29 protein-coding genes and 2 pseudogenes are annotated in these 26,312 nt (G+C 69.7%); 16 read left to right on the top strand and 15 right to left on the bottom strand.

What is annotated here, in order from left to right:
• Positions 1 to 50 precede the first annotated feature (50 nt).
• A complete protein-coding gene (locus tag BBK82_RS36260; RefSeq protein WP_065918987.1) occupies positions 51 to 425 on the top strand; it encodes a YciI family protein in 375 nt (124 codons plus the stop codon).
• Entirely contained in the window at positions 422 to 1,603 is a 1,182-nt protein-coding gene (locus BBK82_RS36255) for an RNA polymerase sigma factor (protein WP_065918986.1), read from the top strand. The genes BBK82_RS36260 and BBK82_RS36255 overlap by 4 nt, the downstream gene beginning before the upstream one ends.
• Here BBK82_RS36255 and BBK82_RS36250 read toward each other — a convergent pair.
• Genes BBK82_RS36250 through BBK82_RS36240 form a run of 3 tightly spaced genes read right to left on the bottom strand, consistent with a single transcriptional unit; the run spans position 1,575 to position 4,151 of the window.
• The gene (locus BBK82_RS36250) at positions 1,575 to 2,267 is read right to left on the bottom strand and encodes a histidine phosphatase family protein (RefSeq protein WP_071812891.1); all 693 of its coding nucleotides are present in this window, start codon (positions 2,265 to 2,267) and stop codon (positions 1,575 to 1,577) included. The two genes, BBK82_RS36255 and BBK82_RS36250, sit on opposite strands and share 29 nt — an antisense overlap.
• 10 nt (positions 2,268 to 2,277) lie before the next feature.
• Positions 2,278 to 3,105: an undecaprenyl-diphosphate phosphatase gene (locus BBK82_RS36245; RefSeq protein WP_065918985.1), complete on the bottom strand. Its 828-nt coding sequence runs from the start codon at positions 3,103 to 3,105 to the stop codon at positions 2,278 to 2,280.
• Positions 3,102 to 4,151, bottom strand: a complete 1,050-nt coding sequence (locus tag BBK82_RS36240; protein ID WP_065918984.1) for an LLM class F420-dependent oxidoreductase — start codon at positions 4,149 to 4,151, stop codon at positions 3,102 to 3,104. Before BBK82_RS36240 ends, BBK82_RS36245 begins: the two co-directional genes overlap by 4 nt.
• 72 nt (positions 4,152 to 4,223) lie before the next feature.
• Here BBK82_RS36240 and BBK82_RS36235 point away from each other — a divergent pair, with 72 nt between their 5' ends.
• From BBK82_RS36235 to BBK82_RS36225, 3 genes are all read left to right on the top strand, one after another.
• Entirely contained in the window at positions 4,224 to 5,189 is a 966-nt protein-coding gene (locus BBK82_RS36235; RefSeq protein WP_065918983.1) for an aldo/keto reductase, read from the top strand.
• A 215-nt stretch (positions 5,190 to 5,404) separates the two neighbouring features.
• Positions 5,405 to 6,076 (top strand): YncE family protein, encoded by a 672-nt coding sequence (locus tag BBK82_RS36230; RefSeq protein ID WP_065918982.1) that lies wholly within the window; start codon positions 5,405 to 5,407, stop codon positions 6,074 to 6,076.
• Positions 6,061 to 6,273: a DUF5703 family protein gene (locus BBK82_RS36225; RefSeq protein ID WP_065918981.1), complete on the top strand. Its 213-nt coding sequence runs from the start codon at positions 6,061 to 6,063 to the stop codon at positions 6,271 to 6,273. The genes BBK82_RS36230 and BBK82_RS36225 overlap by 16 nt, the downstream gene beginning before the upstream one ends.
• Before the next feature lie 7 nt (positions 6,274 to 6,280).
• On the opposite strand, the gene BBK82_RS36220 is transcribed toward BBK82_RS36225, so the two are convergent.
• Positions 6,281 to 7,165, bottom strand: coding sequence for an aldo/keto reductase (locus BBK82_RS36220; RefSeq protein ID WP_418287465.1), 885 nt, complete (start codon positions 7,163 to 7,165; stop codon positions 6,281 to 6,283).
• A gap of 58 nt (positions 7,166 to 7,223) precedes the next feature.
• On the opposite strand from BBK82_RS36220, the gene BBK82_RS36215 reads away from it, so the two are divergent.
• The 3 genes and pseudogenes from BBK82_RS36215 to BBK82_RS56945 form a co-directional block, all read left to right on the top strand.
• A complete protein-coding gene (locus BBK82_RS36215) occupies positions 7,224 to 8,156 on the top strand; it encodes a hypothetical protein (protein ID WP_154697709.1) in 933 nt (310 codons plus the stop codon).
• 11 nt (positions 8,157 to 8,167) lie between these two features.
• Positions 8,168 to 8,887: a helix-turn-helix domain-containing protein gene (locus BBK82_RS36210; protein WP_065918979.1), complete on the top strand. Its 720-nt coding sequence runs from the start codon at positions 8,168 to 8,170 to the stop codon at positions 8,885 to 8,887.
• Positions 8,888 to 8,933: 46 nt separating this feature from the next.
• A pseudogene (locus BBK82_RS56945) lies at positions 8,934 to 10,127 on the top strand (XRE family transcriptional regulator); the annotation flags it as partial.
• Between the two features lie 63 nt (positions 10,128 to 10,190).
• On the opposite strand, the gene BBK82_RS52020 reads toward BBK82_RS56945, so the two are convergent.
• Entirely contained in the window at positions 10,191 to 10,613 is a 423-nt protein-coding gene (locus BBK82_RS52020; RefSeq protein WP_065918977.1) for a hypothetical protein, read from the bottom strand.
• A gap of 21 nt (positions 10,614 to 10,634) precedes the next feature.
• Here BBK82_RS52020 and BBK82_RS56940 point away from each other — a divergent pair.
• The 4 genes and pseudogenes from BBK82_RS56940 to BBK82_RS36180 form a co-directional block, all read left to right on the top strand.
• Positions 10,635 to 11,456: pseudogene (locus tag BBK82_RS56940) on the top strand (WD40 repeat domain-containing protein); the annotation flags it as partial.
• Positions 11,457 to 11,541: 85 nt separating this feature from the next.
• On the top strand, positions 11,542 to 12,627 hold the full coding sequence (locus BBK82_RS49270; RefSeq protein WP_065918975.1) for a WD40 repeat domain-containing protein: 1,086 nt from the start codon (positions 11,542 to 11,544) through the stop codon (positions 12,625 to 12,627).
• Between the two features lie 201 nt (positions 12,628 to 12,828).
• Positions 12,829 to 13,257 (top strand): hypothetical protein, encoded by a 429-nt coding sequence (locus BBK82_RS36185; protein ID WP_154697708.1) that lies wholly within the window; start codon positions 12,829 to 12,831, stop codon positions 13,255 to 13,257.
• 85 nt (positions 13,258 to 13,342) lie between these two features.
• Positions 13,343 to 14,104 (top strand): DUF899 family protein, encoded by a 762-nt coding sequence (locus BBK82_RS36180; protein ID WP_065921624.1) that lies wholly within the window; start codon positions 13,343 to 13,345, stop codon positions 14,102 to 14,104.
• A 3-nt stretch (positions 14,105 to 14,107) separates the two neighbouring features.
• Here BBK82_RS36180 and BBK82_RS36175 read toward each other — a convergent pair whose 3' ends face one another.
• The 9 genes from BBK82_RS36175 to BBK82_RS36135 form a co-directional block, all read right to left on the bottom strand.
• Complete coding sequence (locus BBK82_RS36175; protein ID WP_154697707.1) at positions 14,108 to 15,196, bottom strand: hypothetical protein; 1,089 nt, start codon at positions 15,194 to 15,196, stop codon at positions 14,108 to 14,110.
• A gap of 17 nt (positions 15,197 to 15,213) precedes the next feature.
• Positions 15,214 to 16,047 (bottom strand): alpha/beta fold hydrolase, encoded by an 834-nt coding sequence (locus BBK82_RS36170; RefSeq protein WP_065918972.1) that lies wholly within the window; start codon positions 16,045 to 16,047, stop codon positions 15,214 to 15,216.
• Between the two features lie 65 nt (positions 16,048 to 16,112).
• Positions 16,113 to 16,898 carry an SDR family oxidoreductase gene (locus tag BBK82_RS36165; RefSeq protein WP_065918971.1) on the bottom strand — a complete coding sequence of 262 codons (786 nt, stop codon included), beginning with the start codon at positions 16,896 to 16,898 and terminating at the stop codon, positions 16,113 to 16,115.
• 10 nt (positions 16,899 to 16,908) lie between these two features.
• Positions 16,909 to 18,225, bottom strand: coding sequence for a M20/M25/M40 family metallo-hydrolase (locus BBK82_RS36160; RefSeq protein WP_065918970.1), 1,317 nt, complete (start codon positions 18,223 to 18,225; stop codon positions 16,909 to 16,911).
• Positions 18,226 to 18,417: 192 nt separating this feature from the next.
• Positions 18,418 to 19,302 (bottom strand): glutaminase, encoded by an 885-nt coding sequence (locus BBK82_RS36155; protein ID WP_065921623.1) that lies wholly within the window; start codon positions 19,300 to 19,302, stop codon positions 18,418 to 18,420.
• 18 nt (positions 19,303 to 19,320) lie between these two features.
• Complete coding sequence (locus BBK82_RS36150) at positions 19,321 to 20,280, bottom strand: AAA family ATPase (protein WP_065918969.1); 960 nt, start codon at positions 20,278 to 20,280, stop codon at positions 19,321 to 19,323.
• Positions 20,281 to 20,310: 30 nt separating this feature from the next.
• Positions 20,311 to 20,973 carry a GAP family protein gene (locus tag BBK82_RS36145; RefSeq protein ID WP_065918968.1) on the bottom strand — a complete coding sequence of 221 codons (663 nt, stop codon included), beginning with the start codon at positions 20,971 to 20,973 and terminating at the stop codon, positions 20,311 to 20,313.
• Between the two features lies 1 nt (position 20,974).
• The gene (locus tag BBK82_RS36140; RefSeq protein WP_071812752.1) at positions 20,975 to 21,538 is read right to left on the bottom strand and encodes a TetR/AcrR family transcriptional regulator; all 564 of its coding nucleotides are present in this window, start codon (positions 21,536 to 21,538) and stop codon (positions 20,975 to 20,977) included.
• A gap of 41 nt (positions 21,539 to 21,579) precedes the next feature.
• Entirely contained in the window at positions 21,580 to 21,780 is a 201-nt protein-coding gene (locus BBK82_RS36135) for a hypothetical protein (RefSeq protein ID WP_237047757.1), read from the bottom strand.
• Positions 21,781 to 21,882: 102 nt separating this feature from the next.
• Between BBK82_RS36135 and BBK82_RS36130 the strand changes: the two genes are divergently transcribed.
• Genes BBK82_RS36130 through BBK82_RS36115 form a run of 4 tightly spaced genes read left to right on the top strand, consistent with a single transcriptional unit; the run spans position 21,883 to position 25,206 of the window.
• Entirely contained in the window at positions 21,883 to 22,767 is an 885-nt protein-coding gene (locus BBK82_RS36130) for an ABC transporter ATP-binding protein (RefSeq protein ID WP_065918965.1), read from the top strand.
• A complete protein-coding gene (locus tag BBK82_RS36125; RefSeq protein ID WP_065918964.1) occupies positions 22,764 to 23,471 on the top strand; it encodes an ABC transporter permease in 708 nt (235 codons plus the stop codon). The genes BBK82_RS36130 and BBK82_RS36125 overlap by 4 nt, the downstream gene beginning before the upstream one ends.
• Positions 23,444 to 24,604 (top strand): sensor histidine kinase, encoded by a 1,161-nt coding sequence (locus tag BBK82_RS36120; protein ID WP_065918963.1) that lies wholly within the window; start codon positions 23,444 to 23,446, stop codon positions 24,602 to 24,604. Before BBK82_RS36125 ends, BBK82_RS36120 begins: the two co-directional genes overlap by 28 nt.
• On the top strand, positions 24,601 to 25,206 hold the full coding sequence (locus tag BBK82_RS36115) for a response regulator transcription factor (protein ID WP_065918962.1): 606 nt from the start codon (positions 24,601 to 24,603) through the stop codon (positions 25,204 to 25,206). Before BBK82_RS36120 ends, BBK82_RS36115 begins: the two co-directional genes overlap by 4 nt.
• Here the strand turns inward: BBK82_RS36115 and BBK82_RS36110 are convergent.
• Positions 25,203 to 26,132 (bottom strand): prenyltransferase/squalene oxidase repeat-containing protein, encoded by a 930-nt coding sequence (locus BBK82_RS36110; RefSeq protein ID WP_335618004.1) that lies wholly within the window; start codon positions 26,130 to 26,132, stop codon positions 25,203 to 25,205. The genes BBK82_RS36115 and BBK82_RS36110 overlap by 4 nt on opposite strands.
• Positions 26,133 to 26,312 lie beyond the last annotated feature (180 nt).

The following is a 26,312-nucleotide window of genomic DNA, read 5'->3' as shown; positions in this document are numbered from 1 at the left end:
ACATGGCGGTGAGAAGATCTTTCGCCGAGCCAGCCGAGTGGAGGCCGGAAGTGAAGTACCTGATCCTGATCTACAGCAACCCCAAGTCGCGGGCGGCGTGGGAGAAGCTGACCGAGGAGCAGCAAATGCAGTTCGGGAAGGCGCACTACGACCTCTCCGACAAGCTGCGCGCCTCCGGTGAGCTCATCGTCAGCGAGGGCCTGCCGGGACCGGAGACCGGCAAGGGCGTGAGCATCCGGGGCGGCGAGGTCGTGGTGACCGACGGGCCGTTCGCGGAGGCCAAGGAGTACCTGGCCGGGTTCTACCTGGTCGAAGCCGACACGATCGACCAGGTCATCGCCCACGCGGCCACGTTGCCCGACGCCCACAACGACGGCATCGAGGTCCGCCCGGTGTGGGACATGTCGATGCTGGACGACATGTGACCGGCACGCCGGTCGAGGGCCTGCTGCGTGAGCTCGCGCCGCAGGTCCTCGGCGTGCTGGTGCGCCGCCACGGCCAGTTCGACGTGTGCGAGGACGCGGTGCAGGAGGCGTTGCTGCAGGCCGCCCAGCAGTGGCCGGCCGACGGGGTGCCGGACAACCCCCAGGGCTGGCTCATCACCGCCGCCAGCCGCCGCTGGATCGAGCAGTACCGCTCCGACGTGGCACGGCGGGCCCGGGAGGACAAGGTCGTCGCCCTGACCCCACCACCGGCGGATCCGGTGCCCGCACGGGACGACACGCTGACGATCCTCGCGCTGTGCTGCCACGACAGCCTCACCACGGCCTCGCAGATCGCCCTGACCCTGCGGGCGGTGGGTGGCCTGACCACGGCGGAGATCGCCAGGGCGTTCCTGGTGCCCGAGACCACCGTCGCGCAGCGGATCAGCCGGGCGAAGCAGAAGATCAAACAGGCCGGGGCCAAGTTCCGCCCGCCGACCGACCTCACCGCCGTGCTGCACGTGCTCTACCTGATCTTCACCGAAGGCTCCACCGCCAGCTCCGGCGACGACCTCGTCCGCGTCGACCTCACCGCCGAGGCGATCCGCCTCACCCGCCAGCTGCACCGCCGCCGCCCCGACGACGGCGAACTCGCCGGACTGCTCGCGTTGATGCTGCTCACCGACGCCCGCCGCCCCGCCCGCACCACCGACCACGGCGCCCTGGTCCCGCTGGCCGACCAGGACCGCAGCCTCTGGGACACCGACGCCATCGAGGAGGGCACCCGGCTCATCCACAACGCCCTGCGAACCACCCAGATCGGCCCCTACCAGCTGCAAGCCGCCATCGCCGCCGTGCACGCCGACGCGAAAACCGCGGACGACACCGACTGGCCGGAAATCCTCGGCCTCTACGAGCTGCTCACCGCACTGGCACCCGGCCCGATGGTCGCCCTCAACCGCATCGTCGCCGTCGCCATGGTCCACGGCCCCGACCAGGCCCTGACCGAACTGTCCGCACTGGACCTCGACCACTACCGCGTCCACGCCGTCCGCGCCCACCTGCTCGACCTGCGCGGCAACCACGAACACGCACGCGAGGAGTACGAGAAAGCCGCCCGGCTGACGCTGAACGCCCAGGAACAGCGTTACCTCAGGTCCCGGTCGCGCCACCCACGGTAGCGTCCGACGACGGCTCCTCCTGCGGCGGCGCCTTCGGCACCACACCCGCCAGATCCCCGCCGTTGTCGTTCACCCGCAACACGAACGGCCGCGTCTGCGTGTACTGCACCACCGACACCGAACACGGGTCCACCACAATCCGCTGAAACCCGTCCAGATGCACACCCAGCGCATCCGCCAGCACCGACTTGATCACATCACCGTGCGAGCACAACACCCACACCGCACCCGGACCGTGCTCCTCCGTGATCCGCGCATCATGCGCACGCACAGCGGCAACCGCACGCGCCTGCACGTGCGCCAACCCCTCACCCTCGGGGAACACCGCCGCCGACGGGTGCTGCTGCACCACCGTCCACAACGGCTCGTTCAACAGGTCCTTCAGCGCCTTGCCGGTCCACGCCCCGTAATCCACTTCGGACACGTCCGGCTCCGCGACCGCCTCCAGCTCCCGGTCCGCCAGCAACGGCGCCAGCGTCTCCTCACACCGCTGCAACGGCGACGACACCACCGCCGCCACCGGAACGTCCCTCAACCGCGCGACGAGAGCCGCGGCCTGCGCCTGCCCCCGCTCGTCCAAACCCACACCCAACATCCTCCCGGCGAGCACACCGGAACCGTTGGCGGTCGAACGAGCATGTCGAAGCAGGATCACCGTGGCCACGGCACCCACCTTAGATCGGCTGGATCAACCCCATCGACAGCAGCCCCATCAGCACCAGACCCAGCATCAGCCGATACCACACAAACGCCGAGTAGGAGTGCTTCGAAACGTACTTCAACAACCACGCGATCGTCGCGTACCCCACGACGAACGAGATCACCGTCGCCACGACCATCTGCGGAATCGACGCCTGCACACCCGAACCCGACCGCTCCAGCACATCCGGAATCGAGAACAACCCCGCCCCGAACACCGCCGGAATCGCCAGCAGGAACGAATACCGCGCCGCCGCCTCCCGCGTCAGACCCAGGAACAACCCCGCCGTCAACGTGCCACCCGACCGCGACACACCCGGAATCAACGCCAGCGCCTGCGCCAACCCCATCCCGATCGCATCCTTCATCCGCAACTCGTCACGCTGCTGCTTCGCCAGGTGGTCCGCCAACCCCAGCAGCAGACCGAACACCACCAGCATCGTCGCCGTGATCCACAGGTTCCGCGCCGACGTCCGGATCTCGTCCTTCAGCAGATAACCCAGAACCGAGATCGGCACCGAACCGATGATCACATACCAGGCCAGCCGGTAGTCCCTCTCCTTGCGCGCCTCGGCGTTGAACAAGCCGCGGAACCAGGCGGAGATGAACCGCCCGATGTCCTTGGCGAAGTAGATCAGCACCGCCACCTCGGTCCCCAACTGGATGACCGCCGTGAACGAAGCGCCCGCGTCGTTGCCGAAGAACAGCGTCGACGTGATGCGCAGGTGCGCACTGCTGGAAATCGGCAGGAATTCCGTCAGTCCTTGGACCAGTCCGAGGACCAGAGCCTGCAACCAGCTCAACTACCCACTCCTGCCAGATCCAAAGCCTCGGCCGCGGTGCGAAGGCCCGCGATCCCCTGCTCCAGATCTTGCAGCATCGGCGAAACGGACAGCGTGGTGACCCCCGCGCCAGCAAGCGCCCGCATCTTGTCTGCTATGCGCTCCTTCGGCCCCAGCAACGACGTCGCGTCCAGGAACTCCAACGGGATCGCCGCCATCGCACCCGAGTAGTCACGGGCCAGGTACTTCTCCTGGATCTCCTCCGCCTCAGCCGGGAAACCCATCCGCACCATCAGGTTGTTGTAGAAGTTCTGCTTGCGACTGCCCATCCCACCCACGTACAACGCCGTGTACGCCCGAACCGGATCAGCACACGCCTTCCAGTCATCCCCCACGATCAACGGCACCGTCGGCACGACGTCGAAACCGTCCATCGACTTGCCGGCCTTCTCCCGGCCCGCCTTCACACTCGCAAGCGACTCCGCGGAGAACTCCGGCGAGAAGAAGATCGCCAGCCACCCGTCCGCGATCTCCCCCGTCAGCTCCAGGTTCTTCGGCCCCACCGCCGCCAGGTAGATCGGGATCTGCTCACGGACGGGGTGCACCGTCAACTGCAACGCCTTACCGGGCCCATCAGGCAAGGGCAGCGTGTAGTGCTCACCCTCAAAACGCAGCTTCTCCCGCGTCAACGCACGCCGCACGATCTCCACGTACTCACGCGTCCGCGCCAACGGCTTGTCGAACCGCACACCGTGCCACCCCTCCGACACCTGCGGCCCCGACACCCCCAGCCCCATCCGGAACCGGCCACCCGACAACGTGTCCAAAGTGGCCGCCGTCATCGCCGCCATCGCAGGCGTCCGCGCCGGGATCTGGAAGATCGCACTACCGACGTCGATGCGTTCGGTCTGCGCAGCCACCCACGCCAGCACCGTCGGCGCATCGGAACCGTAGGCCTCCGCGGCCCACACCACCGAAAAGCCGAGCCGGTCGGCCTCCTTGGCCAGCTCAAGGTTCGCAGCGTCGTTGCCGGCGCCCCAGTATCCGAGGTTCAGTCCGAGCTTCACGCAGCGAGACCCTACCGGTCAGTAACACCGATTGCCAGGCTCACACGATGATCACCCCTTAGCATCGCGCACGTGGAACAGCGACACCTCGGCCGCAGCGGCCTCCGCGTCTCCCGCCTCGGACTGGGCACGATGACATGGGGCCGCGACACCGACCCGGACGAGGCCGCCACCCAACTCATGGCCTTCACCGACGCCGGCGGCACCCTCGTCGACACCGCCGACGTCTACACCGACGGCGAATCCGAACGCATCCTCAGGACCCTCCTCGGCGAAATCGTCCCCCGCGACGAACTCGTCATCGCCACCAAAGCCGTCGCCCGCCGCACCGAAGGCCCCTTCGGCGGCGGCGCCTCCCGCGGCGCCCTGCTCACCGCACTCGACGGCTCCCTGCGCCGCATCGGCGTCGACCACATCGACCTCTGGCAACTCCACGCCTGGGACACGACCGTCCCCGTCGAAGAAACCCTGTCCGCGATGGACACCGCCATCACCGCCGGCAAAGTCCGCTACGCCGGCATCTCCAACTACAGCGGCTGGCAACTCGCCACCGCCGCCATGACCCCCACCACCTACCCGCTGATCTCCACCCAGCACGAGTACTCCCTGCTCGAACGCGGCATCGAACGCGAAGTCGTCCCCGCCGCCCAGCACCACGGCCTCGGACTCCTCCCCTGGGCACCCCTCGGCCGCGGCGTGCTCACCGGCAAATACCGCAACGGCACCCCACCGGACTCCCGCGGCGCCTCCCCCCACTTCGCCGGCTACGTCGAACAACACCGCACCGACCGCGCCGCACGCATCGTCCAAGCCGTCAGCACCGCCGCCGAAGGACTCGGCACCTCCGCGTTGTGCGTCGCCCTGGCATGGGTCCGCGACCGGCCCGGCGTCGTCGCCCCCGTCGTCGGCGCCCGCGACACCAACCAGCTCATCGCCTCACTCGACGTCGAAGCACTCACCCTCCCGCCCGCCATCCGCGCGGCACTGGACGACGTGAGCGCCATCGAGCTCTCCTACCCCGAACGCCCGATGCCCTGACCAGCGCAAACGCTACCTCTTTGTCCTTGGTTGCTTTTGGGGACCGTTAGTCGTCGTGCTTAGTGCAACTGGTCGGTATTTAATTTTGGTCTACACTGAAATAATCATGAACATAGAACCGGATCCTCCGAACGAGTTTCACCCCACCCCCTTGCGTGACCTTCACGAGCCCTCCAGGCATCCTGGAAGACCACGCAGAACCACGGAGGAACGACTTGCACCGGCTCGCAGCTCTGATCTTGACCACCGCGGCGCTGCTCGCAGCGTGCGGACAGAGCGACAAGTCCCAGGACCCGCTGCAGGTCGCCGAAACCCTCGAGGCCGCCAAGCCCGCCCTCTCCCCCGCCCAGAACACCGACCTCAAGGGCGACATCACGCCCGGCGGCACGTTCACCGAGGGCGACACCACCCGCAGGTACGAGGTCAACGGCCGCCAGGTCGAGCTCGACCGGCTGCGCAGCGCGGTGTTCGAGATGACCACCGACGACAAGGGCTCCCCCACCCGCGGCCCCGGCCTGCGCGCTGGCGAAGGAGCCACCAACGCCGTCGCCGACCGCTTCGGCCGCCTGCTCGTCGTCGACACCCGCGGCGGCGAGTTCATCGCGTTCTCGATCGACCCGCTGATCATGCGCCAGCGCTACCCCCTGCCCGGCGCGCCCTACGGCATCGCCTACGACGCCAAGCGCGACATCGCGTGGATCACGCTCACCGAGCGCAACGAGGTCGTCGGACTCAACGTCGCCGCTGGCGAACCGTCCGAGAAGCACCGGTTCGCCACCGTGCGCCAGCCCAACACGGTCAGCGTCGACCAGGAGACCGGACGCGTCACCGTCACGTCCGGCGACAACGGAGGGATACAGGTGATCTCGCCATGGACGAAGGGGTGATCGACGGGGACTGGGAGTACCGGCCGCTGCGCCTGCCGCCCGGCATCTCTCGCCGCACCGCGACCACGCAGCTGGCCATCCACGCCGAGTTCGCGGGCTGGGAGCTCTCCCGCACGCTGCTCTACGGCGACGGCTCCCGCAAGATCTGGCTGCGCCGCAAACGCGTCCCCGGCGTCCTGCCCGGACTCATCACGTAGCCGCTCATCACACGACCACACCCGAGCCGAACGCGAACGCACTCGCCTCGCACTCGGCGATGAAGTCCGCCGGAAAGCCCCGCTCGAACGGGGCCGCCGCCTCCAGGCGCGCGACCGCTTCCGGCGGCAACACCACCCCCAGCCCCGCCACCGCATCGGCGACCTGCTCCGGCGTGCGCATCCCCACCAACGGCAACACCCCCTGCTGCCGCACCCACGCCAACGCCACCTGCGCCGCCGTGCACCCCATCTCCGCGGCGACCCGGTGCACCTCCTCCCGCACCGCCCGCTCCCCCGCGGACAAGCTCGCCAGATCCACCCGCGTCTCACCGGCCAGCATCCCGCCCCCGAGCGGAGCCCACGCCGCCACACTGAGCTGGAGCGCCTCTGCCATCGGCAACAGCTCCCGCTCCACATCCCGCCGCACCAGGCTGTACGGCACCTGCACCCCCGCGAACGGCGTCCACCCCCGCCACTCCGCCAAGGTGTTCGCCCGCGCCACGAACCACGACGGCGCATCCGACACCCCGACGTAGAGCACCTTCCCCGCCCGCACCACGTCGTCCAACGCCCGCATCGTCTCCTCCACCGGCGTCCGCCGATCCCACAGGTGCACCCACAACACGTCCACGTAGTCCGTCCGCAACCGCCGCAGACTCCGCTCCAACGACCCCACCAGGTTCTTCCGGTGGTTCCCACCCGCGTTCGGATCATCCGCGTCCCGCGACAACGTGTACTTCGTCGCCACCACGAACCGCTCCCGGCGCCCCAGCACCGCCCCCAGCACCTCCTCGCTCTCCCCGTACGCCGACGCGGTGTCCAGGAAGTTCCCACCCGCCTCCGCGTACGCATCGACCACCCGCCGCGCCTCCTCCTCCGTGCGCAGCGTCATGCACCCCAGCAACAGCTCCGAAACACGCAGCCCAGTCCGTCCGAACAGTCGGTATCGCATGATCGACAGCATCACCCGGCGCGGTGAACGTGAGGGAGACCGCGTCGGGGCCCCTCTACACTCGGTAGCCGTGCGGGTACAAATGGTCATCGGCTGGCTGCTCCGCGCCATCGCCAGCAGCCCTGTCATCGTGCTGCCCGCCTTCGCGCACACGCTCTTCCAGCCCTTGCACCGGGCCATCGGCTGGCTCGCCTGGCCAGCGCTGTTCATCGCGATCTACCTATTCGTGCGGCTGTGTGCCCTGCCCCTGTACCACTTCGGCGGCCACCTCGTCCTGGCCGCCAAACGACGCCTGGCTCGTTCCGCAGCCGAAGTCATGGCGCGCGATTCCCGGCCTCCTGTGCTCTACCTGCGGACGTTCCACAGCGACCACGCCGCCGGCCGCGTCTCCGTCCGGTATGCACCGACCCTCTACGGTCTCAACCTGCGAACCGAGGAAGAGAGCCTCGCCAGGGTCTTCGCCCGCTATGGCCCGCTGGTCGGACTCGGCGACCCGGCAGAGGACACCCTTCGCCCCGGTGCCGCTCGGATCCACTCCACAGACGAACGCTGGCAGGCTGACGTCATCGCCCTGATGGACCAGGCACGCTTGGTCATCCTGCGCATCGACTGCTGCAGCGACGCACTGCGCTGGGAACTGCGGGAATCCGTCACCCGGCTCGAACCACACCAGCTCCTCCTGCTGGTCCCCGCCGACTACACGACCTACCACCGGTTCTGCGACCAGATCAACGCCGAAGAACTGCTCCCCCACCCCCTCCCGCCGTTCACCCACGTCGCCGGCAACGTCCGCCTCTCCTTCATGGCCGTCATCTACTTCTGCGAGACCTGGACACCGCACCTCGCCACGATCAGCCTCTTCCACTCGAACGTCGAGAGAGACCTGGCCGCCGACCTCAAGCCGGTCTTCGCGCACCTCGACCGCGCCTAAACTCGCCACCGATGCCCGACAACGCCCTCGGCCGCTTCCTGCGCGCCCGCCGCGAAGCCACCGCCCCTGCACCCGAGACCCCCGGCCGCACCCCCGGCCTGCGCCGCGGCGAGCTCGCCGACCGGGCCGGCATCAGCGTCGAGTACCTCACCCGCCTCGAACGCGGCACCGACCGCTCCCCCTCCGGCCAGGTCCTCCTCGCCCTCGCCGACGCGCTTTCCCTCACCGCCGACGAACGCGTCCACCTCTACCGGCTCATCAAGGCCGACACCGCCTGCGCCCCACCGGCTCCGCAACCGCTGCGGCCCACCGTCCGCAAGATCCTCGACGCCCTCGACCCCACCCCCGCCTGCATCCTCACCCCGGCCGGCGACGTCATCGCCGCCACACCAGCGTTCCGCGCCATCGCCGGCACCGACGAACCCAACCTCGCCCGCTTCGCCTTCAGCCCCGAAGCCAAAGCCCACTACCCCGACTGGGACGCCATCGCCGACACCCGCGCCGCTGCCCTGCGGGCGGCCGCCGACCTCAACGACCACGCCGCCAACGCCCTCGCGTTCGAGCTCTCCCTCACCGCAGGCCACGCCTTCACCAGCCGCTACGACAAGGCCGCCACCCTCCCGCCCACCACCGGCGAGGAACGCTGGGGCGATCTCCTCCTGGCATATGAGGTCCTGCACCTGCCCGGCGAAGACGACTACCGGATGATGGTTTATTTCAGCCAACACTGAAGTAATCAAGACAAGCAAACTGACCGCTGATGACAGAATCCTGACCATGCCTCGCCCGGAACGACCTCTCGACCCCTTCGCCGGGCCCGTCGAACAGTTCGCGTTCGACCTGCGCAAGCTCCGCGAGAAGGCCGGCTCCCCCGGCTACCGCGAGCTCGGCCGCCTGAGCCACTACTCCCCCAGCACGCTCGCCGACGCCGCCCGCGGCCAGAAGCTGCCCAGCCTCGCCGTCACCCTCGCGTTCGTCCGCGCCTGCGGCGGCGACGAGGAGCAGTGGGAACGCCGCTGGCGCGAGATCGGCGAGACCATCACCGACGAACCCGCGGGCCACTCCCCCTACGTCGGGCTCAAGGCGTTCACCGAGCAGGACGCCGACCGGTTCTTCGGCCGCGAGAGGCTCGTCGCCAAGCTCCTGGCCAAGCTCGACGAGCACGACACCGTCCTCGTCGTCGGCGCGTCCGGCTCCGGCAAGTCCTCCCTGCTGCGCGCCGGCCTGCTCGCCCACCGCGACGGCGCGCTGATCACCCCCGCCACCCACGACACGCCGCCGGAGCACGACCTCCTCGTCGTCGACCAGTTCGAGGAGGTCTTCGCCCTCCCCCACCGCGACGAGTTCATCGCGAAGATCACCGCACGCACGCAGAAGACCGTCATCGGCATGCGAGCCGACTTCTACGGCCACTGCGCCCGCTACTCCGACCTCGCCAGGGCCGTCGAGAACGCCCAGGTCCTCGTCGGCCCCATGACCACCGACGAGCTGCGCAGGGCCATCACCCAGCCCGCCGTCGAGGTCGGCTGCGCGCTCGAGACCGGACTCGTCGCCCGCCTCGTCGCCGACGCCACCGGCGAACCCGGCGTCCTCCCCCACGTCAGCCACGCCCTGCTCGAGACCTGGCGGCGCAAACGCGGCAACACCCTCACCCTGAGCAGCTACCACGAGAGCGGCGGCATCGCCCGTGCCATCGCCAACACCGCGGAAACCGCCTACACAGGACTTGACGCGCACCAGCAAACCCAAGCGCGCCAGGTGTTCCTGCGCCTGGTCAACCCCGGCGACGGCACCGAGGACACCAAGCGCCGCGTCAAACGCACCGAGCTCGCCGCCGACGACGTCGTCGAACACCTCGCCACCGCACGCATCCTCACCGTCGACGACGACACCGTCGAAATAAGCCACGAAGCCGTCATCCAGGGCTGGCCCCGCCTGCGGGACTGGCTCGCCGAAGCACGCGACGACCTGCGGGTGCACCGCCGGCTCACCGCGGCCGCCGCCGACTGGGAAGCCCACGACCGCGACCCCGGCTCACTGCACCGCGGCGTCCCCCTGACCCAGGCCACCGACTGGGCCGACCGCGAACCCGACGCCCTCAACCCCGCCGAGAAGGCGTTCCTCGACGCCAGCACGGCCGCCGCCGAGCACGACGTCGCCATCGACAAACGCCGCACCACCAACCTCCGCCGCGTCGTGGCCCTGCTCGCGGCACTGCTGCTGGTCGCCACCACCGCCACCGTGTTCGCCGTGCGCGCCCAACGGCAGACCACCGAACAACAAACCATCGCGCTCGCGCAGAAAGCCATCGCCGAGGCCAACGTCCTGCAGGACGACGACCCCGGCCTGGCCTCCCAGCTGCGCCTGGCCGCCTACCGCCTCACCGGTCTGCCCGCCGCCCGCGACGCCCTGCTCAGCACGTTCGCCGGCCCGCACGTCACGCTGCTGGAAGGCCACACCGACGCCACCTCCTACGCGGTGTTCCGGCCCGACAACAAGGTGCTGGCCACCGTCGGCGACGACAAGGCCCTGATCCTCTGGGACCTCACCGACCCGCACCACCCCACCGAGCTCGGCCGCATCCACGCCGGCGACGACGCGACCCACCACATGACGTTCAGCTCCGACGGCACGCTGCTGGTCACCGCGAACTGGGACGGCCTCATCCGCCTCATCGACGTCAGCGACCCCCGCAACCCGGTGGAGAAGGGACGCGTCAGCGGCCACGACGGCCAGGTGCAGTCCGTGCTGCTCACCAAGGACGCCCGCACGCTCATCAGCAGCGGCAAGGACCGCACCATCCGCGTCTGGAGCCTCGCCGACAACCGCGCCACCCCGGTCCGCACCATCGAGGGCCACGCCGACCTCGTCCACGGCCTGGCGCTCAACGCCTCCGGCACCGTCATCGGTTCGTCCTCCTGGGACGGCACGGTCCGGCTCTGGGACCTCGCCACCGGCACCCCGCTGTCCACCGTCGACCCGAGCAACGGCGACTTCGCGATCGACTCGGTCGCCTTCTCCCCCGACGGCACCACGATGGCCACCGGCGCCGACAACGGCGAGCTGCGGCTGTGGGACGTCCGCGACCCGCGCGCCCCCGCCCTGATCAGCTCCGCCACCGACCACGTCTTCTCCGTGCACGCGCTGGCGTTCTCCCCCGACGGCCGCTTCCTCGCCTCCGGCGGCGGCGACAAGAGCACCCGCCTGTGGGACCTGCGCGAGAAGAACAACCTCCGTGCCGCCGCCGCGCTGACCGGCCACACCGACACCCTCTGGTCGCTCGAGTTCAGCGCCGACAGCCGCCACCTGGTCTCGACCAGCACGGACACCGCGATCCGGATGATCGACATCCCTGGTCTCGACCAGCACGGACACCGCGATCCGGATGATCGACATCGACAGCCTCACCGTCCCGCACCACAGCTGGACCGTGTGGGACCTCGTCTACGACCACCGCGGCCGGTTCTTCGCCACCGTCTCCTCCGACGGCGCCGTCAAGCTGTGGCGCCCGGAAGGCCACCGCCCGCGCGAGGTCGGCACCCTCCCCCTCGTGCCCGCCGGCGAGTCAACCACCATCGCCACGCACACCCGCGCCGACATCCTCTACTCGTCGACTCGCGACGGCAGCGTCCTCTGGGACACCAGCGACCCCACCGCGCCACGCCGCATCGCCGACCTGCCCACCGGCACCGAGTGGATCGCCGCCGCCACCTTCAGCCACGACGGCGAACTCCTCGCGATCGCCGACAACACCGGCTCGATCCAGCTCTGGGACGTCACCACCCCTGCCTCCCCCACCCGCATCGGCCAGTTCACCATTCCCGCGGTCGAGAACGTCGTGGTCGCCCAGCAGCTGCGCTTCACCGAGGACGACCGCACGCTGGCCATCGCGGGCGGCGCCCGCGAACTGGAGCTGTGGGACGTCCGCAACCCCGCCCAGCCACGCGCCCACCCCGGCATCCTCACCGACGAGAACACCCGCCCCATCCAGCGCGGCGGCCAGGCCGGGCGCGACGTGGTCATGAGCGTCGCCGTGCACGGCAACGTCATGGCGTTCGCCAACATGGACAGCACCGCCACCCTGTGGGACCTCACCGACCCCGCCGCACCGCGCAAACTCGGCACCGTCCCCCACGAGGGCCCGCCGCTGCAGCGCGTCACCTTCTCCCCCGACGGAACGCTGCTGGCCGCGGGCACCACGGACGACCTGGTGCGCGTCTGGGACGTCCGCGACCCCGCGAAACCGGTCGAACGCGCGGTGCTGCACGGGCACACCGACCGCCTGTGGGGAGTCGCCTTCGCACCCGACGGCCACACCATCGCCTCCAGCGGCACCGACCGCACGGTCCGGGTGTGGGACATCGACGTGGAGGCGACCGCCTCACGCGTGTGTGCGACTACGACGGCGCACCTGTCCACTCGACAGTGGGAGCACCACTTCCCCGGCGTCGAGCCGAGGCCACTCTGCTGATCAACATGCTCCACCTTTCTCTCACCTGCACTTTTGTAGTGCGGAAAGGTTGTGCGGTGTCGATGTCCCGGTGTCGCACAACAACCGTCGGCCAACGTCGTGACCGGCCGGTGGCGAGAAGGGTTTAATTTAGTCAACACTGAAGCAATAAAATTGACCGAAGTCGTAGAATATGTGATCAGATCTTGGGTCATGGAGCTCGTGCCGCAACAAGTCGGGGTCGCGCACAGCGCACTGCCGCACGACGAACCGTCCACTCGCGCCCTGCTCGCCGAAGCCGCGGCGCAGGGCCTGCACACCGTGGTCGTCACGGCCCCGGAGAACGATGAACGCGCTCTCAGCGTGCTGCGCGAGCTGAGAGCCGAGTGGCACACCGAGAACGGCCAGGTCATCGCTCAGCTCGACACCGACGCCCAGGGCCAGCTCGCGCACCTGTGGGGACTGTCCACGCAGGACCGCGCCGCGTGGCTGGCCGCGTTCCCCCGCGCCGACGACCCGAACTGGTGGATGCACCGGCTGCTCGTCCTCAACCACCACCCCGAGTGGGCGCCGTTGAAGGACTGGCTCGTCGACGAGCACGTCCGCCTCTTCGGCCGGCCACCTGGCCGCCGCCGCGCTCCCGCGTCCTAGTCCGCCACAAACTCCGGACAACGATGTCGAGACGGCGTCCTCAGCTTCGACGTGTGTGCAGAACCCGCACACAACGGAGGACACCATGTCGAACACGCAGCCCGGCCGCCCACCCGTCACCGACCTCGCCACCTGGCAGGCCGCGCGGGACGAGCTGCTGGTCCGCGAGAAGGCCCACACCCGCGAGGGCGACGCCATCGCGGCTGCCCGGCGCCGCCTGCCGATGGTCGAGTTCGACCCGAAGGTCGAGGTCGTCGGGGCGAACGGGCCGGTGCCGTTCATCGAGCTGTTCGAGGGCCGCGACGAGCTCGTCGTCTACAAGCACATGTGGTGGGACGGCGCCCCGCACCAGGGCCAGTGCGAGGGCTGCACCCACGTGCCCTGGCACCTCCAGGACGCCTCGTACCTGCACGCACGCGGCGTCTCGTTCGCGATCCTGACCACCGGCGCGTGGGACGAGGTCGCGCCGTTCGTCGAGTTCATGGGCTACACCCAGCCGTGGTACTCGGTGCGCGGCGTCGAGGAGCCCGCCGGCGGCGAGATGGGCTACCTCGCGAGCTACCTGCGCGACGGCGACCGCGCGTTCCTCACCTACTCCACCACCAACCGCGGCTGCGAGATCGTCAACGGGTCGCTGCAGCTGCTCGACATCACGCCCTACGGCCGCGGCGAGCGCTGGCAGGACACCCCGGAGGGCTGGCCGGAGGGACGCGACGCCTGCTGGTTCTGGCGCACCGACGCCGACGGCAACCCCACCTGGGGCGAGACCGGCCGCCCGGCACCGCAGTGGACCCGCCCCGGCGCGGGTCCCGTGGAGACGCTGGGCCGGCAGGGCCACTGCCACTGATCACTAACGCGGCAGGCGGCTGAAGTCCGGCTGCTGGAGCCGCTGGATCCACGGGACCGGGTCTTCCCTGGGGGTGTCCCGGTCCGGCTGGACCACGGCGAAGGTCAACGTGGGGACGCGTGGCACGCCGACGGCGATCAGGTCGTCGTGCGTGCCCGCGACCCACATGACGCCCGTGTCGGCGATGTTCGCGATCACGTCCAGCTCCGGCACCACGAACTGCACCAGCGCGAGCCCGCCCGGCATGTCCGCGAGTCCGGCGACGTGCTGGTTGGGCTGCCACGGGAACAGCGTCACCGACACCGGCGTCCACTGGTTCGAGTTCTGCACCGCCTGCACGGCGTTGCGGTACCAGCGGCTGATCTCCAGCGCCATCGGGATGCCGAGCAACGCGGGCACCAGCAGCAATCCGCCGACCACCAGCCCGCTCACCGCCAACGGGAAGAAGCTCAGCAGGACCAGCACCGCGCCGACGCCTGCCGGAATCGCCGCCCACAGCCACGACCGGGTGCCCCACACCAGCCCGTTGAACGCCTTCACGACCTCGTCGTCGTCCAGCGGCCGCATGAGCGGGCGCTCGACCCGTTCCCGCTCGTGGAACTCCGAGCCGGTGTCGACCTTCGCGTTGTGCATCTTCGCGAACCCGGCCGCCCTGATCACCGCGTGACCGTCGGCGTCGGGCCCGGCGACGAAGACCTCCTGCCGGTCCAGCACCATCTCCGGCAGGTCCTCGAACCAGCCCCGCAGCACGGTGCCGTCCGCGAGCCGCACCCGGTCGGTCAGGTCCTGCTCGGCGACCGTGGCCGGGCAGCGCCGCCACGGCTGTTCGAGCAGCCCTCTGCGCACCGGCTTCGACTCGACCCGGTACATCACCGGGCCGAGCGAGCCGAGCAGCACGATCAACCCCAGCACCACGACCGCCGCGACGTTGCCCGGCGTCATGGGCAGGAACAGGCAGCCGACCAGGCCGGCGGCGGCGCCGAGCCCGACGGAGCCGAGCGCCTTCGCACCGGACCCCAGGTCCTGCAGGATGAGACCGGTCGACCAGTCGTCCTTCGCGGCCACGTCCGTCCGCGGCTCCAGATACTGCACCGGCACTCCCCCAAGAGTCAGGCCTTGGCCGCCACCTCGCGGATCAGGTCTGCCAGCGCCGCGGGACGTTCCAGCGGAAGCATATGGCCCGCGTCCGGTAACACCACCGAGGTACCGCCGAACCTCTCCACGTCCGACTCGGCCACCAGCCGGTCCTCGTCCCCCACCACCGCGACGACGGCCTTCTCCTGTGCCACGGTCATCCCGGCCTCGCGGTCGTAGCGGTCCACGGCGGGACGGAACAACGCCACCGTCTCCGGCCACTCGCTCCAGACCATGTCCGCGGTCAGCTCGACGTCGGCGTCCGCGGGCTCGTCGCCGAAGAGCCACCACCGCAGGCCCGCGGTCTTGGTGGGCTCGATCTTCTCCCGCACCGCCCGCACGATCGGCCCGAACGCCCGCTCCAGCTCCCGCACCAGCTTGCCGAGCGCCTTCGGCCACGCCAGCGAGGTCTCGGACAACCCGCTCGCCGCCGTCGACACGAACACGATCCCGAGCACCCGCTGGCGGAACAGCCGCGGCCTGCGCTCGGCCATCGCCAGCGCCGCCATGCCGCCCATGGAGTGCCCGGCGATCACGACGTTGCCGGTGGGGACCGCACGTTCGATGAGCTCGCCCAGGTCGTCACCGAGCTGTTCGATCGTGGCGGTCTCCTTGTCGGCCTCGCCCGACCCGCCGTGGCCGCGGTGGTCGTAGGCGAGCACCTGGAACTCACCGCTGAGCAGGTCGACGACCTTGTGCCAGCTGCGGTGGTCGAGCGCGTACCCGTGCGCCAGCACGATCGTCGTCTGCGCGTCGGGATCGCCCGCCCGCAGCACGTTGAGCTCGGTCCCGTCCTCCAGCCGCACCATGCCGGTGTTCCTTTCGCCGTGTCATCTGAATGGCCCAACGAGACGACACGGCGAAAAGACACGGTCTAAATGCGACCCAGCACGACATCGGGCGGCAGCTGCCCACCACCGACACCGGGCACACCGCGGAACTGGTAAGCCGTCGTGCGCCCGCCGGGCTGGATGATCCACGCCTCGCCCGCGCCACCCTCGGCGAGCACGGTCTGCACGGCCTCGGCGATGTCGTCCGGTGTCAGCAACGGGAAGGACACCGCGTCGAACTCCTCCTTCGCCGCACCCAGCAGCAGGGTGTCGACGAAGCCGGGGCACAGCGCGCTGACCGTGATCCCCTCCGGCTCCAGCGCCCTGCCCGCCGCCCGCGCGTAGCCGACGACCGCGTGCTTCGTCAGCGTGTACAACGGATCCGCGGGCATCGCCGCCAGCCCGGCCAGCGACGCGGTGATCACGATCTTCCCGCCGCCCTGCCTGCGCAACGCCGGCACCGCCGCGCACACGCCGTAGACGACGTGGTCGACGTTGACCCCGACCAGCTTGCGGTACCGGGACACGTCCAGCGCGTCGACGCCCCTCTGCCCGCCGCCGATGCCCGCGTTGAGGTGCACCACGTCGAGCCGGCCGAACTGCGACTCGACGTGCGCGACCACCGCGGGCAGCACCGACGGGTCGCTGGCGTCGCCCGCGACCGCCAAGCCGTCCACCGCGGCCGCCACCCGTTCGGCACCTTCGCGGTCGACGTCCTGGACGACGACCCGTGCGCCGAGCTTGGCCAGGCGCCGCACGACGGCGGCGCCGATCCCACCGGCGCCGCCGGTGACGAGCGCGACCTGGCCGGTGAGGTCCACAGTGGACATGGCGGTGCTCCTAGCTGTTGCGCAGGAAACGGTCCAACACGCGAACACCGAACTTGAGCGCCTCGACCGGCACGCGCTCGTCCACGCCGTGGAAGAGGCCGGAGAAGTCGAGGTCGGCCGGCAGCTTCAACGGCGCGAAGCCGAAGTTGCGGATCCCCAGCTGCTGGAACGACTTCGCGTCCGTGCCACCGGAGAGCATGTACGGCAGCACGCGCGCACCGGGGTCCTCGGCGATGATGGACGCGGTCATGGCGTCCACCAGTGCGCCGTCGAACGTCGTCTCCACCGGCGGCAGGCCGATCCACTCGCGTTCCACGTCCGGCCCGAGCAGCTCGGCCAGCTCGCGGTCGAACGCCTCCTCCCGGCCGGGCAGGATGCGGCAGTCGACGGTCGCCTCGGCGGTCGACGGGATGACGTTGGCCTTGTAGCCCGCGGACAACATGGTCGGGTTCGCCGTGTCCCGCAGCGTCGCGCCGATCATCCGCGACAGGGCTCCGAGCTTGCCGATCGAGCCCTCGACGTCGTCGTCGGGGAAGTCCAGGCCGGTGATCTCGGTGACGCCGTCGAGGAACTCGCGCACCGACGGCCGGATGATCAGCGGCCACTGGTGCTGGTCGAGCTTGGTGACGGCGGCGGCGAGCTTCGCCACGGCGTTGTCGCGGTGGATCATGCTGCCGTGCCCGGCCGTGCCCTTGACCCGCAGCTTCAACCAGCGGATGCCCTTCTCGGCGGTCTCCACGAGGTAGGCGCGGACGTCGTCCTTGAGCGTGATCGAGAACCCGCCGACCTCGCTGATCGCCTCGGTGACGCCCTCGAACAGCTCCGGCCGGTTGTCGACCAGCCACTTCGCCCCGTAGAGGCCACCGGCCTCCTCGTCGGCGAGGAACGCGAACACGATGTCGCGCGGCGGCACGACGTTCTCCCGCTTGAAGTGCCTGGCCAGCGCGAGCGTCATGCCGACCATGTCCTTCATGTCGACCGCGCCGCGCCCCCACACGTACCCGTCCTGCACCGCACCGGAGAACGGGTGCACCGACCACTCCGACGCATCGGCGGGCACCACGTCCAGGTGCCCGTGCACGAGCAACGCCCCACGGCTCGGGTCAGCGCCCGCGAGCCGCGCGACCACGTTGCCGCGCCCCTTCGCCCCGGACTCGACGTAGGTCGTCTCGTACCCGACCTCCGCGAGCTTCTCGGCCACCCACTCCGCGGCCCTGCGCTCCCCCACCACCGTCGCGGGGTCACCGGTGTTGGTGGTGTCGATCCTGATCAGCTCGCTGACGAGCGTGACGGCCTCTTCTTCGGCCACTGCCAGCGCGTTCCCCAATGTGCTCACCCCGTCTTCCTACCATCCGCCAGTGCGGTGACCACGAACCTTTACCGCGTTTCCCGGCGGTCAGACGGGTGCATCGCGGGGCCGGCCCCACGTCCTCATACTGGATGTATGGGGTCGTGGGGCCGGCCCCGCGAGGTGCCCTGCTGAGCGTCGGGAAACGCGGTAAAGATTGTGGTCACCGCACTAGAACACGGACCACCCTGTGAGAGTGGTGAACCTGTCCAGCGCGTCGACCCCGGCGACTGAGTTGCCCCTTGCGTCCAACCCTGGACCCCACACGCAGATCGCGCACCTCCCGGGCACCACGGCCACGATGCCGCCACCCACGCCGCTCTTGCCCGGCAGCCCGACCCGGTAGGCGAACTGCCCAGCGGCGTCGTAGGTGCCGCAGGTCAGCATCACCGCGTTGACCCGTTTCGCGCCGCTGACCCCGAGCAGCCGCTCGCCGTCGTTGCGCACGCCGTGCCGTGCGAGGAACAGCGCGCTCTTCGCGAGATCCGCGCAGCTCATCGCGATCGAACACTGCCGCACGTACTCGTGCAGCACCATGTCGACGGGGTTGCGCATGTTGCCGTAGGACGCCATGAAGTGCGCCAACGCCCGGTTGCGGTCGCCGTGGTCCAGTTCGGACTTGGCGACCTCCTCGTCGATGCCGATGGTGTCGTTCCCGCTCTCCTCGCGCAGGAACGCGAGCAGCCGGTCCGACGCCCCCGGCCCGAGGTGGTCGGTGACCACGAGCGCGCCGGCGTTGATGAACGGGTTGCGCGGGATGCCGTTCTCCGTCTCCAGCTGCACCAGCGAGTTGAACGGCGACCCGGACGGCTCCCTGCCGACCCGTTCCCACAGCTCGTCGCCCACCGCGAGGGCGAGCGTGAACGCCTTGGAGATGCTCTGGATCGAGAACGGCTGCCGGTACTCCCCCGCCCCGCTGACCTCACCGTCGAGCGTCGCCACCGCCATCCCGAACCGGCGCGCGTCGACCCGTGCGAGCGCCGGGATGTAGTCCGCGGACGCGCCGCCGGGCATGACCTCGGCGGCGATGCGGTCCACCAGCTGCTGGAGCTCCATGGCCGCCATCCCACCACGTCACAACGGCAGCGACCCGGCCACTTCCTCGACCGTGCGCCCGGACGTGTCGACCGCGACACCGATGCTCTTGAGCTTGTCGGCTTCGACCACCGCCTCGTCGACCACGGCGGTCAGCTCGTCCTCCGACCGCCCCACCAGCGGGTCGCCCGGCTCTGACCAGTTCTCTCCCATGGCGCGCTGCCGGATCCGCTCGGCGAGGTTCTCGCGCGGCGCCTCGAGGCGGTAGACGGTGACCTCCGGGAACACGTCCACGTAAGGGCCGACTACGACCAGGACGCGGGCTCCGGCCTCCCGATAGGTCCGCCACACCGCCACCAGGTTGCTCGTCCTGGTCCGCTCCCCCACCCCGAACCCGACCTGGCCGACATCGACGAACCCGGCGCGCACCCCCGTGCCCAGCAACCGCAGGTAGTACGCGAACCCGACCGCCGACTTGCCCACCCCGGTCGTTCCGCAGAACCAGACGACCCGCGGCGGGCTCGCCCACTCGCCGACGCTCGCCTCAACCCGCTGCACCACCTCGGCCACCGACAGCCCGGTCGTGTCCACGCACACGTCCCCGACCTCGTTCGCGTCGAGATCATCAGCCTCGCGCAGCACCTGGTCGACGTGCTCAGGCCGATCGCCACGCCCGAGATACCGCTCCCGCAACACCTCGCGGTCCGCCCGCAACCGGCACACCGTGAGCGCCGCGCCCGGTATCGGCTCGATGCCGTTCGGATCGGCGATACCCGACACAACAACACACTGAGCGCCCTCGGCCCGTGCGTTGGCCACGAACTCGGCCAGGTTGCGCGCCTTCATCCGGTACCGGCCGTGGTCGCCCGCCGGATCCGGGTAGCAGATGCCGAGCTGGTCGATGTCGACGTACGCGCCGCCCGCTCTGCGGTGGAGCTCCCACCCCACCACGCTCTTGCCGACACCGGGAGGTCCGCAGATCCACAACACGGGCACCATGATCGGAGTGTCCCGGTGCCGTCAACGCGTTTACAGGAAGAACAACCGCGCCACCGCGTCGCGCGCCACCAGGAACCCGGCGATGCCGAGGACCCACCCGGTCGTGCTCGCCCCCTTCTCGGCGAACCACGTGCTGATCTTCTGCAACACCGGCTCGATCCGCCCCCGCAACGCGATCCGCCCACCCAGCAGCACCATCGCCGGCACGACCATCACCACGCAGTACCCCGCCAGCAGCAACCCGATCTGCGCCGCGCTCAGGTCCGCGGCGCTCATCATCCCGATCGCGCCGAGGTAGGGCAGCATCGTCGCGAGCTCCACCACCCCGGCCAGCAACGCCACCCCGACGAGCGCCGCCGTGGACCCGTTTACCCTGTTCGTCCACTTGCTCGTGTCGGTCTTCTTCTTGCTGTCGAACCGGAAGCTCACGGCGAACAACAGCACGCCGATCACCAGCTGCCCCCACAGCGCGACCCGCCCGTCCAGGTGCTCCACCAGCTGCGACGCCCCCAGCACGAGCCCCACCCCGACCACGAAGTAGAACACCGTGATCGTCCCCAGGTAGACCCCGAACCGCGCGACCCGCAACCGCCCCGGCGCCAGCATCAGCCAGATCGGGATGAACAACGTCCCGATGCTCGTCGAGTCCAGCAACGCCAGCCCCGCCAGCGCCAGCAGCAACCCCGCAGTCACTTCATTCCCCCCAGATCCGCGCGAGGTAGCCGGCGATCACCCGCCGAGCCACCTCCGCCGTCATCACGTCCGGCTCCAGCGCGCGCTGCGCCGTCACCCCGTCCACCAACGCGGCCAGCGCGACGGCCTCCCCGCCGTCCCGCCCCGCCGCCTCCAACACGTGCCGGCACAGGTCCCGGATCTCCCGCGCTCCCACGACATGTCGTTGCAGGAGCACGGGATTGGCCGCCGCACGCGCCGTGAAGGCCAGCCACACCCGTGCGCGCGCCGGGTCGTCCACCAGCGCGATGGCACACAACGCGGCGTGCAGACGGTCCTGGAGGCTCCCCTCTTGCCCCAGCACCTCCCGCACCCGCGCCGTGAGTTCCTCCACGAGCTGGTCCTGCGCGAACAACAACAACTCGTCCTTGCTGCGGAAGTACTTCTGCAGCAACCCGGTGGTCGCCTGCAGCTCACGGGCGATCCGCGGCAACGAGGCCGCGTCCAACCCCTCAGCGTCCACCACCCGGTAGAGGGCGGCGACCACCTGCTGCCGGCGTTCCACCGGGTCGGCGCGTTTTGGCACGATCGTGAGATTACGGTCTTAATCGAACGAACGCAAACCCGTCAGACCTCGAACGGCGCCTGCAGGTCGTGGGCCTTGAACAACACGGCGTGCTCGACCTCCATCGCCTCCCCGCTCACGTCGACACCATGCGTCGCAACGGCCGTTAGCGCGGGCACGATGTACCAGCGCACTGAGTGCGCCTCGAGCCCCTCCTCGTCGATCTGCTCCGGGAACTCCTCGGGAAGCTCAGCCAAAGTCATGCGAACCATCCGACCGCGACCGGTGCGTCATGACATCTGTCATCACGTTCTGATGCGTCCTGACACTGCCGCGACCCCACTTTTCACGCGATCGTTTGAACCATGACAGCGATCGAGGTGAAAGACCTGACCCGGCGCTACGCAGGGGGGTTCGAGGCGGTGCGTGGCGTCTCGTTCGAGGTCGAGAAGGGCGAGATGTTCGCGCTGCTCGGCACGAACGGCGCGGGCAAGACCTCGACCGTCGAGGTGGTGGAGGGGCTGACCCGGCCGGCGGAGGGGACTGTCCGGGTCCTGGGGCACGACCCGTTCCTGGAGCGCAAGGCCGTGCGGCCGCGGGTGGGCGTGATGTTGCAGGAGGGCGGCTTTCCGCCGGACCTGACCGTGTCCGAGGCGGCCACGATGTGGGCGGGCACGTTGTCGCGACCCCGTCCCGTGGCCGAAGCACTGGACCTGGTCTCGTTGGGACACCGGACTGCGGTGCGGGTGAAGCAGCTCTCCGGCGGTGAACGGCGGCGGCTCGACCTGGCGCTCGCGTTGCTCGGCCAGCCGGAGGTGCTGTTCCTCGACGAGCCGACCACCGGCCTCGACCCCGAGAGCCGGCGCAACACGTGGCGGCTGATCCGCACGCTTCTCAACGAGGGCACGACCGTGCTGCTCACGACGCACTACCTGGAAGAAGCACAGGAACTGGCCGATCGGCTGGCCATCATGCACCGCGGCCGCATCGTCGCGAGCGGCACCGTGTCCGAAGTGGTCGACGCCTACCCGGCGCGCATCTCGTTCACGCCACCGCTCGGGGTGTCGCTGCCCGTCGTGGCTGACGTCGACGCGTCCGGGCGCGCGACCGTGCGGACGAACACCCTGCAGGAGACGCTGCACGACCTGCTGACGTGGGCACACGCGCAGAACGTCGTCCTGTCCGGATTGGACGCTCGTTCGGCGTCCCTCGAAGAAGCGTTCCTGGCGATCGCGGAGGAGGCGGCATGAGGGCCGTGGCCATCGGGCAGGCGGAGCTGAAGCTGTTCTGGCGCAACCGCACCGCCCTGTTCAACTCGCTGCTGCTGCCGTTGCTCATCGTGCCGCTGCTGATCTCGGCCGACGTCGACGGCGTGCCGCTCGTGGTCGGCCTGGTCGGCTTCGTGCTGGTCATGGCGGTCTACTACAACCTGGTCACCGTGTTCGTCGCCCGCCGCGAAGAGCTCGTGCTCAAACGCCTGCGCGTCGGCGAGCTGACCGACCCCGAGGTCCTGTTCGGCGCCGCGCTGCCGTCGATGGCGATCGCGGTCGGGCAGATGGTGCTGTTCGCGGCGATCGTCGGCGCGATGACGGGCATCAGGCTGCCGTCGAAGCCGTGGTTCCTCCTGCTCGCCGTTGTGGGAGGAGTGGTGGTGTTCGCGCTGCTGGCGGCGGCGTCCTCGGCGTTCACGCGCACGGCCGAGATGGCACAGGTGACGACACTGCCGGTCCTGCTCGCGTGCGTCGTCGGCAGCGGTCTGATGTTCCCGCTGTCGACGTTCCCGGAGCAGATCCAGCCGGCGCTGCGGTTGCTGCCGCTCACCCCGGTGGTCGAACTGCTGCAAGCGGGCTGGCAGGACGGCCCCGTGCTGCAGCCGTTGATCGTCCTGGCGGCGTGGACCGTGCTCAGCGCCTACGCTGTCCGGCGATGGTTCCGCTGGGAACCGCGGAGGTGACCTTGCTGTCCTGGTGGCGCTCGCGCAGCAACGCGGCGCGGTTCGACTACTTCATGCGGTCGTCGTTCTACGTCACGTTCATCATCCTGCCGCTGCTGCCGTTGACCGGCATAGCGAACGCGGACGACGTGAGCGCCACCGTCGGCACCACGATCATCGCATCGATGATCATCCAGTCGGCGTGCTGCGTGTGGCTCGTCCACCTCGGCATCGAGCACTACCTGGGCCGTGCCCCGTTCCCGCGCGTGGCCTTCACCGCCACCACGCTGACCACCGCCACGGTCCTCGCCATCGGCCTGCTCCTGCTGCCCGGCGGCGACCCCGACGGCCCGGCCGACGCGATCACGATCTTCGTGCCGGTCCTCTACGTCACGGCGCTCTCCTGCACCGTGCGCCCCCGCATCACAGCCGTGGCCGTGGTGGTCGCCACCGCGTTCCTGCTGCTCGCCGCAGACCTCGGTGCCGCCATCTCCATGGCACTGATGCTGATCTTCCTCACCGCCGTCTACCGCTCCTCGGTGTGGATGCTCGGCACCATGTGGGAGCTCGAACGTTCCCGCGAAATCCGCACCAGCCTCGCCGTGGCCGAAGAACGCCTCCGCTTCGCCCGCGACCTGCACGACGTGGTGGGCCGCAACCTCTCCGTCGTCGCCCTCAAAGCCGAACTGGCCGCCAAGCTCGCCCAACGCGGCCGCGACGAGGCCATCTCCGAAATGCTCGAAGTCCGCCGCATCGCCCAAGAATCCCTCGACGAACTGCGCGCCGTCGTCTCCGGCTACCGCACCGCCGACCTCACCGCGGAACTGGCCGGCGCCCGCTCCCTGCTCTCCTCCGCCGGCATCGACTGCCGCGTGATCGGCGAGCCCACCTCCCCCGACGACTCCGCAGGCGCCCTCGGCTGGGCCGTCCGCGAGGGCGTCACCAACGTCCTGCGCCACAGCGAAGCCAGCACGTGCACGATCTCGTTGCGCGGCAAGGTCCTCACCATGTCCAACGACGGCGTCTCCCAGGCCGCCATCCGCTTCGGCAGCGGCCTCACCGGCCTCCGCGAACGCGTCTCCGCCCTGGGCGGCTCCGTCACCGCGACCCCCGAGCCCCCGAACCGCTTCGTGCTGACCGTGGAGCTCCCGTGATCCGCATCCTCCTGGCCGACGACGAACACCTCATCCGCGGCGCCCTCGCAGCCCTCCTCGCCCTGGAGGACGACCTCGAAGTAGTCGCCCAAGCCGCCACCGGCGCCGAAGCAGTAGCCACCGCCCGCGCCGTCCGCCCCGACGTGGCCGTGATCGACCTCCAGATGCCCGACCTCGACGGCGTCTCCGTAGCCCAAACCCTCGCTCTTGAGGTGCCTTCCTGCTCCACCATGATCGTCACCTCCCACGGCCGCCCCGGCCACCTGAAACGGGCCCTTGCCGCCGGCGTCCGCGGCTTCCTCCCCAAAACCGTGTCCGCCGACGTCCTCGCCACCGTCGTCCGCACCGTCCACTCCGGCGGCCGCTACGTAGACCCCGCCCTGGCCGCCGAAGCCATCAGCGCCGGCGACAGCCCCCTCACCCCCAGGGAAGCCGACGTCCTGGAACTGGCCCTGGAAGGCGCCCCCATCGACGAAATCGCCCGCCGCGCCTCCCTCTCCCCCGGCACGGTCCGCAACTACCTCTCCTCAGCCGTGGGCAAAACCGGCGCCGCCAACCGCCACGAAGCGGCCCGCTTCGCCCGCGCCCGAGGCTGGATCTAGCCCCACCACTCCACAACCCTGGTGCCATACAGCGTCAGCCACTTCGACCGCTGCCCGGCCTCCACATCCACCTCGAACCACATCCGCCCCGGATGCCGCCCAGCCGTCACCCACGTCCCATCCCCCTGCCTCTGGGCTTTGATGCGCTCCATCGCCTCACTCATCCGAGGGTCAGGGCTGGTTCGGTCATGCCTCGCGGCCCGCATGAAGTAGTCAGCCGCGTTGAGCACGCTGTACTGCCACCGCAACGGATACCGGAACGTGGCCCACTCGGCCACCGCCTCTCCAGTCGACAGCCGCTTGTACAGGTGCCGCTTGAGCAGGTACTCCTCCCCTTCCTTCCGCACCCGCCGCACCTCCTCACTGCCACCCGTCGCCACCTCGTAGTCCAACAACCCCTTCAACGAGTTGAGCGTCGAATGAAACGACGACCTCTTCGCCCCCTCCACCCACTCACAGTTCCACCCACCATCCCCCAACTGATGCTCCACAAACCACCGCGCATTCGCCCCCATGTCGACCCCCAACCACACCCCGTTCGACACGGTCATCGCGTTGATGCAGCAGTCAACCTCCCCACCCCAATACGGCAGCCCGTCGTACTCCCACCGACTGTTCTCCGCCAACAGCTGCGCCGTCCCCGCCAACGCCGCCGCCTCCACACCCCACTCCCTCAACGCCACCAGCGCCCACGTGGTCGCCGTCCACGGCTGCGCCTCATCCCCACGCATGTCGTAGTCAGCCGGAAAGAAGGCCCCACCAGCCCACTGCCCGTCCTCCCCCTGCAACTCCAAGAGCCGCTTCCCAAACCCTTCTTGCGCAACCCTCGCCCGCGTCGCCCGCCACACCTCCTCCGGCTCCTCAAGCAGGTCCCGCTCCACCTGCCACCGCAACGCCGGATCCGACCCCTCCAGCAACCACTCCACCAAGCCACTCGTCACAGCCAGCGACCCTAACGCCGCCCACCCGTCCCTCGCCCACAATCGACCACCACCGCCACCATCCCGATCACGCCCCTACCAGCACAAACCCTCGCAACGCAGCCCGATTTTGGCCGCCGCCGACGATCATGTAATCTATCCACGCACCACGGCGAGAGCTGCGGT

The organism is Lentzea guizhouensis (assembly GCF_001701025.1).
In the GTDB taxonomy this organism is placed as follows: domain Bacteria; phylum Actinomycetota; class Actinomycetes; order Mycobacteriales; family Pseudonocardiaceae; genus Lentzea; species Lentzea guizhouensis.
The sequence above is the reverse complement of the archived record's forward strand: the minus strand, read 5'-3'. Positions and strand labels throughout refer to the sequence as shown.